The organism is Pseudomonas sp. 21LCFQ02 (genome assembly GCF_024129895.2).
Taxonomy (GTDB): domain Bacteria; phylum Pseudomonadota; class Gammaproteobacteria; order Pseudomonadales; family Pseudomonadaceae; genus Aquipseudomonas.
In genome coordinates this window covers 5,759,085-5,771,660 of the sequence record NZ_CM178749.1, presented here as the reverse complement: position 1 = coordinate 5,771,660, position 12,576 = coordinate 5,759,085, and the positions used below count along the sequence as shown (strand labels likewise).

At 62.1% G+C, this 12,576-nt stretch carries 8 protein-coding genes and 4 pseudogenes; all 12 read left to right on the top strand.

Translation table 11 applies throughout. The features are described from left to right. Nucleotides 1-179 precede the first annotated feature (179 nt). Nucleotides 180-665: pseudogene (locus tag NJC40_RS26040) on the top strand (MCP four helix bundle domain-containing protein); the annotation flags it as partial. Then, nucleotides 639-1,808: pseudogene (locus NJC40_RS26035) on the top strand (methyl-accepting chemotaxis protein); the annotation flags it as partial. The pseudogenes NJC40_RS26040 and NJC40_RS26035, both read left to right, overlap by 27 nt. Nucleotides 1,809-1,817: 9 nt before the next feature. Then, complete coding sequence (locus NJC40_RS26030) at nt 1,818-2,342, top strand: chemotaxis protein CheW (RefSeq protein ID WP_045481303.1); 525 nt, start codon at nt 1,818-1,820, stop codon at nt 2,340-2,342. After that, nucleotides 2,339-3,643: a CheR family methyltransferase gene (locus tag NJC40_RS26025; RefSeq protein WP_045481300.1), complete on the top strand. Its 1,305-nt coding sequence runs from the start codon at nt 2,339-2,341 to the stop codon at nt 3,641-3,643. The genes NJC40_RS26030 and NJC40_RS26025 overlap by 4 nt, the downstream gene beginning before the upstream one ends. Continuing rightward, nucleotides 3,643-4,329 (top strand): chemotaxis protein CheW, encoded by a 687-nt coding sequence (locus NJC40_RS26020; RefSeq protein WP_045481297.1) that lies wholly within the window; start codon nt 3,643-3,645, stop codon nt 4,327-4,329. Before NJC40_RS26025 ends, NJC40_RS26020 begins: the two co-directional genes overlap by 1 nt. Next, a pseudogene (locus NJC40_RS26015) lies at nt 4,326-4,734 on the top strand (Hpt domain-containing protein); the annotation flags it as partial. The gene NJC40_RS26020 and the pseudogene NJC40_RS26015, both read left to right, overlap by 4 nt. Before the next feature lie 77 nt (nt 4,735-4,811). Continuing rightward, nucleotides 4,812-6,746: pseudogene (locus tag NJC40_RS26010) on the top strand (hybrid sensor histidine kinase/response regulator); the annotation flags it as partial. Next, nucleotides 6,743-7,750, top strand: a complete 1,008-nt coding sequence (locus NJC40_RS26005; RefSeq protein ID WP_253142775.1) for a chemotaxis response regulator protein-glutamate methylesterase — start codon at nt 6,743-6,745, stop codon at nt 7,748-7,750. The pseudogene NJC40_RS26010 and the gene NJC40_RS26005, both read left to right, overlap by 4 nt. Nucleotides 7,751-7,798: 48 nt before the next feature. Beyond that, on the top strand, nt 7,799-8,809 hold the full coding sequence (locus NJC40_RS26000) for a response regulator (protein ID WP_253142774.1): 1,011 nt from the start codon (nt 7,799-7,801) through the stop codon (nt 8,807-8,809). Between the two features lie 215 nt (nt 8,810-9,024). Continuing rightward, a protein-coding gene (gene prfB, locus NJC40_RS25995) for a peptide chain release factor 2 (RefSeq protein ID WP_144403170.1) occupies nt 9,025-10,120 on the top strand; the annotation gives its coding sequence in 2 pieces (ribosomal slippage) (nt 9,025-9,096 and nt 9,098-10,120; 1,095 coding nt in all). A gap of 90 nt (nt 10,121-10,210) precedes the next feature. Then, entirely contained in the window at nt 10,211-11,713 is a 1,503-nt protein-coding gene (gene lysS, locus NJC40_RS25990) for a lysine--tRNA ligase (protein ID WP_253115510.1), read from the top strand. A gap of 61 nt (nt 11,714-11,774) precedes the next feature. Further along, nucleotides 11,775-12,527 (top strand): TetR/AcrR family transcriptional regulator, encoded by a 753-nt coding sequence (locus NJC40_RS25985; RefSeq protein WP_492180424.1) that lies wholly within the window; start codon nt 11,775-11,777, stop codon nt 12,525-12,527. Nucleotides 12,528-12,576: the final 49 nt, after the last annotated feature.

The window sequence follows — 12,576 nt, the reverse complement described above, 5'->3', positions numbered from 1 at the left end:
CTTTTGTCGAGATTTTTCCGACGGGTCGGGGACGCACTCAAATACTTGTTCTGGCCGTTGTTATTTACTTGCCCATGGACGCGCTACTGGATTAATGGCTGGGCTATACTCAGCGCGCCTGGGCCGGGGTTCGGTCCAACTTCATGAACACCGCCCGGTCGGTGTTGAACGCTTGAGGGATGACTGTGAAAAACTGGACCTTGCGCCAACGGATCCTGGCGAGTTTTGCCGTAATCATCACGATCATGTTGTTGATGGTGGTGGCGTCTTACTCGCGCTTGTTGAAGATCGAGTCCAGCGAAGAGGTGGTTCGCCTGGACGCGTTGCCGGGGGTTTATTACAGCACCCTGGTGCGTAGCACCTGGGGCGAGAGTTATATCCGTACCCTTGAACTGATCGGTGAAGGCCAGGGGCGACCGCTGACCCAGTCCGAGCGCGAGCAGTTCAAGGGCTTCGAAGATGCTCTGCAAAAGCAGATCGACGGCTATAAGCAGTCGATTTTCGATAACTCCGACAAAGCCACTTTCCAGCAGTTCGAAACCCAGCGCGAACTCTACTCGCGGCTGCTCAAGGAAACCCATGCCGCCTATGAGCGGGGTGAATACGCCAAGGCCAGGGCCGAATTCTACGACCAGGTCAATCCGGTGTGGACGCTGGGGCGCAAGCAGCTCAACGACATTATCGTGGCCAACAAGCAGTTGGCCGATCAGGCCACCGACAACATTGTCGACGCCGTGCTGACCGCCAAAGTGAGCATGGTGATTTCTCTGTTGATCGCCATTGCCGCGGCCGGTGCCTGCGGCTTGCTGCTGATGCGCTCGATCATCGCGCCGATGCAGCGGCTGGTCGACATCCTTGAAGTCATGCGCACCGGTGACCTCAGCCAGCGCCTGAATCTGGACCGCAACGACGAATTCAATGTCGTGCAGACCGGCTTCAACGACATGATGACCGAGCTGACCGCATTGGTGGCCCAGGCCCAGCGTTCCTCGGTGCAGGTCACTACCTCGGTGACCGAAATCGCCGCCACGTCCAAGCAGCAACAGGCCACCGCGACTGAAACCGCAGCCACGACCACTGAAATTGGCGCGACGTCGCGAGAGATCGCCGCCACGTCACGGGACCTGGTGCGCACCATGAACGAGGTGACTTCGGCCGCCGACCAGGCTTCGGTGCTGGCCGGCTCCGGCCAGCAAGGTCTGGCGCGGATGGAAGAAACCATGCATCAGGTCATGGGCGCGGCCAATCTGGTCAATGCCAAGCTGGCGATCCTCAACGAGAAGGCCGGCAATATCAATCAGGTGGTGGTGACCATCGTCAAGGTCGCCGACCAGACCAACCTGCTGTCGCTCAATGCGGCCATCGAGGCCGAAAAGGCCGGTGAATATGGCCGCGGTTTTGCTGTGGTGGCGACCGAGGTGCGGCGCCTGGCCGACCAGACCGCCGTCGCAACCTACGATATCGAGCAGATGGTGCGCGAAATCCAGTCGGCGGTCTCGGCCGGTGTCATGGGCATGGACAAGTTTTCCGAAGAAGTCCGCCGCGGCATGTTTGAGGTCACCCAGGTCGGTGAGCAACTGTCGCAGATCATTCATCAGGTCCAGGCGCTGGCGCCACGCGTGCTGATGGTCAACGACGGCATGCAGGCCCAGGCCAGTGGTGCCGAGCAGATTAACCAGGCATTGGTGCAACTGGCCGATGCCAGCAGCCAGACTGTCGAGTCCCTGCGCCAGGCCAGCTTCGCGATTGACGAGTTGAGTCAGGTTGCGGTGGGGCTGCGCAGCGGCGTTTCGCGTTTCAAGGTTTGAGACCCGGTCATGGTTGAGCAATCACCCAAGCGGTCCGTGCGCGATACGCTGTTTCTGCTGTTTCGCATCGGCGAAGAACGCTACGCGCTGCAGGCCCGGGAGATCGCCGAGGTACTGCCACGCTTGAAACTCAAGGTGATTCCCAAGGCGCCGGCCTGGGTGGCAGGGATCTTCGCCCACCGTGGCGAAATCGTCCCGGTTATTGATATCAGTGCCTTGAGTTTTGGCACTCCGGCCCGCGCCCGCACCAGCACCCGTATGGTGCTGGTGCACTACCGCCACGACGATCAGCACCCGGCGCAGTTGCTGGGCCTGATTCTGGAGCAGGCTACCGAGACCTTGCGCTGTCCGGCTGCGCAGTTCAAGGAGTACGGCCTGGAAAATCGCCTGTCGCCCTATCTGGGGCCGGTACGCGAAGATGAGCAGGGGCTGTTGCAGTGGATCCGCGTCGAGGAGTTGCTCAGTGAGCCGGTGCGCGAACTGCTGTATCCGGTGGTCGCGCCGGACATCGAGCTGCTGGAGGATGCGCCATGAGTAATGACGCGCGGTTCTTCGCGTTTCTCAAAGAGCGCATCGGCCTGGATGTCACCTCCGTGGGCGAGGCCATCGTCGAGCGGGCATTGCGCCAGCGCACCACTTCGTCCGGCGCCGCCGACAGCGACGCCTATTGGGCCTTGCTGCAGACCTCAGCGGCTGAGCAGCAGGCACTGATCGAAGCGGTGATCGTTCCTGAAACCTGGTTTTTCCGTTACCCGGAGTCTTTCGCCACGCTTGGCAAACTGGCGCTGGCGCGGGTCCAGGCACTGGCGGGTGCGCGGCCATTGCGTATTCTCAGCCTGCCATGCTCGACCGGCGAAGAACCTTATTCGATCGCCATGGCGTTGTTTGACGCAGGCCTGGCGGCGCAGCAGTTTCGCGTCGATGCGATCGATATCAGCCCGTTGTCGATCCAGCGCGCCAAGCGCGCGATCTATGGCAAGAACTCGTTCAGGGGCACCGACCTGAGCTTTCGTGAACGTTACTTCAGCCAGCTGGCCGATGGCTGGCAGGTGGCTGAGCGGGTACGTGACTGTGTCGATTTTCGACCCGGCAACCTGCTTGATCCGGCACTGGCCAACCAGCCGGCCTGCGATTTTGTGTTCTGTCGCAACCTGGTGATCTACTTTGACCGGCCGACCCAGGCTCATGTATTCGAGGTGCTCAAGCGCCTGACCCTGGAAGACGGCGTACTGTTTATCGGCCCGGCCGAGGGCAATCTGTTGGCGCAGATCGGCATGCGCTCGATCAACGTTGCGCAGTCGTTCGCGTTTCGCCATGCACGGGCTGATGATCCGCGGCCGGTGGTACTCGGTGCCCCGGCGGTGCCGGCACCCGCTCCAGTGGCGCCGGTGCTCGTCCAGCCTGCGGTACGCAGCGTGCCGAGCAGCACCCCACGGCCATTTGCGCCGGGCACCGCGGCGCGGGTGGCGGGCAGCGCGTTTGGCTCATCTGGCAGCCAGGCCCCGGCAGCGGCGCAGCCCGATGCCGAGCTGGCGGCTATTGCCAGCCTGGCCAATGAGGGCAAAAGCAGTGAGGCGCGAGCGGCCTGCCAGCGGTATCTGGCCCGGCACGAGCCGGTGGCCCAGGTGTTCTACTGGCTGGGCTTGCTCAGTGAAGTGGAAGGCAAAGTCCAGCAAGCGCAGGAGCATTACCGCAAAGCGTTGTATCTGCAACCCCAGCACCCCGAAGCCCTGGCGCAACTGGCTGCTGTACTGGCCGCACAAGGCGATAGCAGCGGTGCCCGGCGCTTGCTCGAACGAGCAGCACGTGGCGCCAATAAACAAGGAAACAGCTGATGAGCGGGGTCAGCCTTGCAAGCCTTACCCAGGATGACGGTCAGGACATCGACGATTGCTGGAATCGCATCGGTATTCATGGTGACCGCTCTTGCCCCTTGCTGGCCGGGCACATCCATTGCCGTAATTGCGAAGTCTATTCGGCAGCGGCGACGCGCTTGCTCGATCGCTACAGCCTGGCGCAGGACTATCACGACCGCTCGCGCAGCGCCGAGCAACAGGGCAGGGCCAACACCCGTTCGGTAGTGGTGTTTCGCCTGGGTGATGAATGGCTGGCCCTGGCCACCCGCAGCCTGGTTGAGGTGTCGCCGATGCAAGCGATCCATTCGCTGCCGCACCAACGTTCGCGGGCATTGCTGGGGGTTGCCAATGTCCGTGGCGCCCTGGTGGCGTGTATCTCGCTGGTCGAGTTGCTGGGCCTGGAAACCGGCGCCTGTTCGCCGGCCAATAACCGGATCATGCCGCGCATGCTCATCGTCGCGGCCGAAGGCGGTCCGGTGGTGGTGCCGGTGGATGAGGTCGATGGCATTCATGCCATGGAGCAGGCGCTGCTTGAGTCGGCGTCGGCCTCCGGTACTCATGCCAACGCCCGCTTTACCCGGGGCGTGCTGCACTGGAAGGATCGCAGCCTGCGTTTGCTTGATGAACAAGAGCTGCTGGTGGCAGTGCATCGGAGCCTGACATGACCCCGGACCAGATGCGCGACGCCTCGTTGTTCGAACTGTTTACCCTGGAAGCCGAGGCGCAGACCCAGGTACTGAGCGCCGGCCTGCTGGAACTGGAACGTAACCCGACCCAGGCCGATCATCTCGAAGCCTGTATGCGCGCCGCCCATTCGCTCAAGGGCGCGGCACGCATCGTGGGCGTGGACTTCGGCGTCAGCGTTGCCCATGTCATGGAGGACTGCCTGGTTGCCGGCCAGGAGGGGCGTCTGGTGCTGCAGCCGGAGCATATCGATGCGTTGCTGTCGGGCACCGACATGCTCATGCGCATCGCCACGCCAGGCGATGGCAGCGTCGATCAGTCGGCTGTGGACGCCTATGTACAGCGCATGAATGAGCTGATGAGCTCTGGGGTCGGCAGCGGGCGCAGCGTCAGCCGTCCGCCAGAGCCTGCGCCCGCCGACAGTGCGGCGCTGGCCGGGCCCGGCTTGCCTGACTCATTGGTGTTGGGGCTGTCGCCCGAAGCCCAGGCCGACTTGTCGGCGTTGCTGGCCGCCGAAGCGCCAGCGCCGGTCCCCCAGCCGCCTGCCGCGCCTGTCGAGCCTGTTGTCGATGTCGACAGCGGGCCGCTTGCCACGGCGCAAGCCGACTCTGCGCCACGCCCGTTGCGTGACCGACGGGTTGCCGAAGGTGGCGAGCGGGTATTGCGTGTCACCGCCGAGCGCCTCAACGGGTTGCTTGATCTGTCCAGCAAATCGCTGGTCGAAAGTCAGCGCATCAAACCCCTGTTGACCGGCATGCAGCGTCTCAAGCGTCTGCAGTTGGGCAGTGACCGGGCGTTGCAGGTGCTTGAGGCCAGTCTCAACCAGAGCCAGATCAGCCCCGAGGCGCAAAAAGCACTGGAGGACGCGCGGCAATTGCTGTCGCAGGCGCAAAACATGCTGATTGAGCAGGCGGCAGAACTTGATGAGTTCGGCTGGCAGTCTGCACAGCGTGCCCAGTCGCTGTATGACAGCGCCCTGGCCTGCCGGATGCGGCCGTTTGCCGATGTGCTGGGTGGTCAGGCGCGGATGGTCCGCGACCTGGGCCGTGAGCTCGGCAAACCGGTGCGCCTGGATATCGATGGCGAAAAGACCCAGGTCGACCGTGAAGTGCTGGAAAAGCTTGAGGCGCCGCTGACTCACTTGCTGCGCAACGCGGTCGATCACGGTATTGAATCGCCAGAGCGACGTCAGGCGCTGGGTAAGGACAGCGAAGGTTCGATTCGCCTGCGCGCCTCTCACCAGGCGGGCATGTTGGTGGTCGAGCTCACCGACGACGGCGGTGGTGTCGACCTCGAAAAGCTGCGCAATGCCATCGTCGCCCGCAAGCTCTCGCCGGCTGAAACGGCGGCGCAGATGAGCGAAGAAGAACTGCTGAGTTTCCTGTTCCTGCCTGGCTTCAGCATGCGCGACAAGGTCACCCAGATTTCCGGGCGCGGCGTGGGCCTGGACGCGGTGCAGCATATGGTGCGCCAGTTGCACGGTGCCGTGACGCTGGAGCAGCAGGCCGGGCAGGGCAGTCGCTTTCGGATCGAAGTGCCGCTGACCTTATCGGTGGTGCGCAGCCTGGTGGTGGATGTCGGCGGCGAAGCCTATGCCTTCCCATTGGCGCACATCGAGCGCATGCGTGACCTCGAAGCCGAGGACATCGTGCAACTGGAAGGCCGCCAGCATTTCTGGCATGAAGGCCGCCACGTTGGCCTTGTTGCGGCCAGCCAGTTGCTCAACCGGCCACCGAGCGCCAATGCCCAGGACAATCTCAAGGTGGTGGTGATCCGCGAGCGTGACGCGGTGTATGGCGTGGCGGTCGAGCGTTTTATCGGTGAGCGGACCCTGGTGGTCATGCCGCTGGATGCGCGTCTTGGCAAGGTTCAGGATGTCTCGGCCGGTGCATTGCTGGACGATGGCTCGGTGGTCCTGATCATCGATGTCGAAGATTTGCTGCGCTCGGTGGAAAAACTCCTGAATACCGGAAGACTGGAGCGCGTTGATCGCCAGAACCGCCATAATGGCAATGTGACCCGCAAACGGGTTCTGGTCGTCGATGACTCGTTGACGGTACGTGAGCTGGAGCGCAAGTTACTGGTCAGTCGCGGTTATGAAGTGGCCGTGGCGGTCGATGGCATGGATGGCTGGAACGCCTTGCGCGCCGAGGACTTTGACCTGCTGATTACCGATATCGACATGCCGCGCATGGACGGTATCGAGCTGGTTACGCTGGTGCGCCGTGATACCCGGCTGCAATCTCTGCCTGTGATGGTGGTCTCCTACAAGGACCGTGAGGAAGATCGCCGTCGGGGGCTGGATGCCGGGGCCGATTATTACCTGGCCAAAGCCAGTTTCCATGACGACGCCTTGCTTGATGTTGTGGTGGAACTGATAGGAGACGCGCAGGGATGAAGATCGCTATCGTCAACGATATGCCCATGGCCATTGAAGCCCTGCGGCGCGCCCTGGCCTTCGAGCCCGAGCACCAGATCGTTTGGGTCGCCCGTAATGGCGCCGAGGCGGTGCAGATGTGCGCGGCAAACACCCCGGACCTGATCCTCATGGACCTGATCATGCCGGTGATGGACGGCGTCGAGGCCACAAGAAGGATCATGGCCGACTCACCATGCGCTATCGTTCTGGTCACGGTCGATCGTGAACAGAACGTCCATCGTGTATTCGAAGCCATGGGCCACGGCGCGCTGGATGTGGTGGACACCCCGGCTGTTGGTGCGGGCGATCCGAAAGAAGCTGCCGCGCCGCTACTGCGCAAGATATTCAACATTGGCTGGCTGATCGGCCAGCGCAGCGCACGCGAACGCAGCGCCGGGACTGTCTTGCAGGGCGCGGTGCGCCGCGGCGGTCTGGTGGCCATCGGCTCCTCGGCAGGTGGGCCGGCAGCGCTGGAAGAATTGCTCAAAGGCCTGCCGGTGAGCTTTCCTGCGGCGGTGGTGCTGGTGCAACATGTCGATCAGGTGTTCGCTGCCGGCATGGCCGAGTGGCTGAGCAGTGCCTCAGGTATGCCGGTGCGCCTGGCCCGCGAGGGCGAGCCGCCGCAACCGGGTCAGGTGGTGCTGGCCGGAACCAACCACCATATCCGTCTGTTGCAGGACGGGACGCTCGCCTACACGGCCGAGCCGGTAAACGAAATCTACAGGCCCTCGATTGATGTTTTTTTCGAAAGTGTGGCCCGCTATTGGAGTGGTGATGCAGTGGGAGTGTTACTGACCGGCATGGGTCGCGATGGTGCTCAAGGACTCAAGGCCATGCGCCAGAAAGGATTTCTGACCATCGCTCAGGATCAGGCCAGCAGCGCTGTATATGGCATGCCCAAGGCGGCTGCCGCTATCGATGCCGCCGTCGAGATCCGCCCGTTGCGCACTATTGCTCCGCGTTTGGTTGAGGTATTCGCATAATGATTTTCCAGGTGAAATCACCTTCAGCCGGTGACCAGGAGATGCTTCATGCATGACTTGCAGACAGAAGATATCAAGGCTCCGGACGAAAACTCCGCCATGGTCCTGTTGGTCGATGACCAGGCCATGATCGGCGAGGCGGTCCGTCGTGGCCTGGCCAATGAAGAACTGATCGACTTCCATTTCTGTGCCGACCCGCATCAGGCCGTCGCCCAGGCGGTGCAGATCAAACCGACGGTCATCCTCCAGGACCTGGTGATGCCGGGCCTGGACGGCCTGACCCTGGTGCGCGAGTACCGTAATAATCCGCTGACCAAGGACATTCCGATCATTGTCCTGTCGACCAAGGAGGACCCGCTGATCAAGAGCGCGGCCTTCGCGGCCGGAGCCAACGATTACCTGGTCAAGTTGCCCGATACCATCGAACTGGTGGCGCGCATCCGCTACCACTCGCGTTCCTACCTGACCCTGTTGCAGCGCGACGAGGCCTACCGCGCCTTGCGGGTCAGCCAGCAGCAACTGCTCGACACCAACCTGGTACTGCAGCGGCTGATGAACTCCGACGGCCTGACCGGGCTGTCCAACCGTCGTCACTTCGACGAATACCTGGAGCTTGAGTGGCGCCGCGCCACCCGTGAGCAAAGCCAGCTGTCACTGATGATGATCGATGTGGACTATTTCAAGGCCTACAACGACAGCTTTGGTCATCTGGAGGGCGACGAAGCGTTGCGCCAGGTGGCCAAGGCAATCCGTGCCAACTGCAGCCGCCCCTCGGACCTGCCGGCCCGCTACGGCGGCGAAGAATTCGCCATGGTATTGCCCAACACCACCCCCGGCGGCGCCCGATTGCTGGCCGAAAAACTGCGCCAGAGCGTCGCCAGCATGAACATCCCGCACATCGCACCGGCACCGGGTTCACACCTGACGGTCAGCATCGGCATCGCCACCGTGATCCCGCAGCCCGGCGGCAACAGCCGACAGTTGATTCTGGACGCTGACAAGGGGCTGTATGCGGCCAAGCATAATGGGCGTAATCAGGTGCAGGTGGGGGGCGCCTGACCGCAACGGGGTCGCCGGATCAGTCTCCTGCGATTCGGGCATGATGCTGGGCCGGTGGGAGTCAGCTCGCTGACGAAGGCGGCATCACAGGCATCGTGGGTTCACCCGCCGTTGAAGTGAATGCGCGGCGTCCCCGTCCGACGGGGCTGCTTTCGCCACTACGCCTAAGGTATACTCACCGGCTTTGTAATTTTCGCCTGCGAGTGCTGCCGACCATGGAAATCAACCCGATTCTGAACAGCATCAAGGACCTCTCCGAGCGTTCCGAAACCATTCGGGGGTATCTTTGACTACGATCACAAACATGATCGTCTGGTTGAAGTCACCCGCGAGCTCGAAGACCCTAACGTCTGGAACAAGCCTGAATACGCCCAGAGCCTGGGCCGCGAACGCTCCCAGCTGGAGCAGATCGTCACCACTCTCGATGACCTTGGCAGCGGCCTGACCGACGCCAAAGACCTGCTTGAGATGGCTGCCGAAGAAGAAGACGAAGGCGCTGTCGCCGACGTCGTCGCGGAAGTCGAGCGCCTGCGCGAAGCGCTGGAGAAGCTCGAATTCCGGCGCATGTTCAGTGGCGAGATGGACCCCAACAACGCCTACCTCGACATCCAGGCCGGTTCCGGCGGCACCGAGGCTCAGGACTGGGCCAACATTCTGCTGCGCATGTACCTGCGCTGGGCCGACAAGCGCGGCTTTGACGCGACCATCATGGAATTGTCCGAGGGTGAAGTCGCCGGTATCAAGGGCGCCACTGTGCACATCAAGGGCGAGTACGCCTTCGGCTGGCTGCGCACCGAGATCGGTGTCCACCGTCTGGTGCGCAAGAGCCCGTTCGACTCCGGTGCACGTCGCCACACCTCGTTCTCGGCGGTGTTCGTGTCGCCCGAGATCGACGACAAGGTCGAGATCGAGATCAACCCGTCGGACCTGCGTATCGACACCTACCGTTCCTCCGGTGCCGGTGGTCAGCACGTAAACACCACCGACTCGGCGGTGCGGATCACCCACGTGCCGACCAACACCGTGGTCAGTTGCCAGAACGAACGCTCCCAGCACGCCAACAAAGACACCGCCATGAAAATGCTGCGGGCCAAGTTGTACGAGCTGGAAATGCAAAAGCGCAACGCCGCTTCGCAGGCCCTCGAAGACAGCAAGTCGGACATCGGCTGGGGTCACCAGATCCGCTCGTATGTGCTTGATGACTCGCGCATCAAAGACCTGCGCACCGGCGTCGAGCGCAGCGACTGCCAGAAAGTCCTGGACGGCGACCTCGACCAGTACCTGGAAGCGAGCCTCAAGCAGGGGCTGTAAGCCGCACACCACCGCCGCGATACCAGGCTGTGCCGGTATCGCGTGCCCTGCCCGCAGGGGCAACGAACACCTGATGGAAAGAATTACGACATGAGCGACCTCAAGACCGAATCGCAAGACCTGCAACAGGAAGAAAACACCCTGATCGCACTGCGCAAGGAAAAGCTTGCCGCAGCCCGCGCCAAGGGCCAGGCCTTCCCCAACGACTTCCGCCGTGACAACTACTGCAACGACCTGCAGAAACAGTATGTCGACAAGACCAAGGAAGAACTGGCCGAGGCTGCGATTCCCGTCAAGGTTGCCGGTCGCATCATGCTCAACCGTGGCGCGTTCATGGTGATCCAGGACATGACCGGGCGCATCCAGGTCTATGTCAACCGCAAGACCCTGTCCGAAGAAACCCTGGCCGAGGTCAAGACCTGGGACCTGGGCGATATCATTGCTGCCGAAGGCACCCTGGCGCGTTCCGGCAAGGGCGACCTGTATGTCGAGATGACCAGCGTGCGTCTGCTGACCAAGTCGCTGCGCCCGCTGCCCGACAAGCACCACGGCCTGACCGACACCGAGCAGCGCTATCGTCAGCGCTACGTAGACCTGATCGTCAACGACGAAACCCGTAACACCTTCCGGGTGCGCTCGCAGGTGATCTCGCACATCCGCAGCTTCCTGGCCAAGCGCGACTTCCTGGAAGTCGAAACGCCGATGCTGCAGACCATTCCTGGCGGTGCGGCGGCCAAGCCGTTCGAAACCCACCACAATGCCCTGGACATGGCCATGTTCCTGCGCATCGCGCCGGAGCTGTATCTCAAGCGGCTGGTGGTTGGTGGCTTTGAGAAAGTCTTCGAGATCAACCGCAACTTCCGTAACGAAGGCGTCTCGACCCGGCATAACCCTGAATTCACCATGCTTGAGTTCTACCAGGCCTACGCCGACTACGAAGACAACATGGACCTCACCGAAGAGCTGTTCCGCGAGCTGGCGCAACTGGTACTGGGGACTACCGACGTGCCGTATGGTGACAAGGTGTTCCACTTCGGCGAGCCGTTCGTGCGCCTGTCGGTGTTCGACTCGATCCTCAAGTACAACCCTGAGCTGACCGCAGGCGACCTGCAAGACGTCGATAAAGCCCGCGCCATCGCCAAAAAGGCCGGTGCCAAGGTGCTGGGCCACGAAGGTCTGGGCAAGCTGCAGGTGATGATTTTCGAAGAGCTGGTCGAGCACAAGCTGGAGCAGCCGCATTTCATCACTGAATACCCGTTCGAGGTGTCGCCGCTGGCGCGCCGCAACAACAACAACCCGAACGTCACTGACCGTTTCGAGCTGTTCATCGGCGGCCGCGAAATCGCCAACGCCTACTCCGAGCTCAACGACGCTGAAGACCAGGCTGACCGCTTCCAGGCCCAGGTGGCCGAGAAGGACGCTGGCGACGACGAAGCCATGCACTTTGACGCCGACTTCGTACGTGCGCTGGAGTACGGCATGCCGCCGACCGCCGGTGAAGGCATTGGCATCGACCGTCTGGTCATGCTGCTGACCAACTCGCCGTCGATCCGCGACGTGATCCTGTTCCCGCACATGCGTCCACAGGCATAAGTCGGTTTCGCGGCTAAAGCCGCTCCTACCTCGTACGCCGTAGGAGCGGCTTTAGCCGCGAATGGCACCAAGGCCGCCGCGCTACGATTCAAGGAGAACCGTGGTGAATGACGCCACCCAAGGACCTGCCAACGTCGCCAGCGCCGTCGCTCAGAACGTCCGCTATCAGGGCCGCAAGGCCAGTCGGCGGGGTAGCGAGCAGCGGCGCCAGGACATTCTTGATGCTGCCATGCGTATCGTCATCCGTGACGGTGTACGTGGGGTCAGGCATCGTGCGGTGGCCGCAGAGGCCGATGTGCCGCTGTCAGCCACCACCTACTACTTCAAAGACATCGATGACCTGCTCAACGATGCCTTCGCGCAATATGTGCAACGCAGTGCCGCCTACCTGGCGCGGCTGTGGCAAAACACCGAAGTGATCCTGCGCGATTTGCTCGCTGGCAACGACGGCAGCCCGCACGACCGGCAGCGTGTAGCCGACGTGATCGCACGCATGATCCACGACTACATCGACCATCAATTACAGACCCGCCGCGATCAACTGATCGCCGAGCATGCCTTTTACCTTGAAGCCCTGATCAACCCGCGCCTGGCGCTGTTGGTCGCTGATCACCAGCAGATCCTGTTTCGCGGTGCCTGCCAGTTTCTTCAGGTGCTGGGTTCAGAGCAGCCGCAGCAGGACGCCGAAGTGTTGACGGGCATGATCCGGCGGATGGAATATCAGGGCCTGTTGCACGGTCTCAATGACCCGCCGAACGGGCAGCGACTGGCTATTCTGATTCGTCAGATGCGTCTGTTTCTCGCAATGGCTTAGCAGAAACTTAAAAACGTTGGCGAGGCAGCCTGTTTTTTACGCAGCAATG

Bases quoted from the DNA above. Each gene is read 5' to 3' on its own strand.
- NJC40_RS26000 (WP_253142774.1), top strand. From the start codon at position 7,799: ATGCATGACTTGCAGACAGAAGATATCAAGGCTCCGGACGAAAACTCC.
- lysS (WP_253115510.1), top strand. From the start codon at position 10,211: ATGAGCGACCTCAAGACCGAATCGCAAGACCTGCAACAGGAAGAAAAC.
- NJC40_RS25985 (WP_492180424.1), top strand. From the start codon at position 11,775: ATGGCACCAAGGCCGCCGCGCTACGATTCAAGGAGAACCGTGGTGAAT.
- NJC40_RS26005 (WP_253142775.1), top strand. From the start codon at position 6,743: ATGAAGATCGCTATCGTCAACGATATGCCCATGGCCATTGAAGCCCTG.
- NJC40_RS26025 (WP_045481300.1), top strand. From the start codon at position 2,339: ATGAGTAATGACGCGCGGTTCTTCGCGTTTCTCAAAGAGCGCATCGGC.
- NJC40_RS26020 (WP_045481297.1), top strand. From the start codon at position 3,643: ATGAGCGGGGTCAGCCTTGCAAGCCTTACCCAGGATGACGGTCAGGAC.
- NJC40_RS26030 (WP_045481303.1), top strand. From the start codon at position 1,818: ATGGTTGAGCAATCACCCAAGCGGTCCGTGCGCGATACGCTGTTTCTG.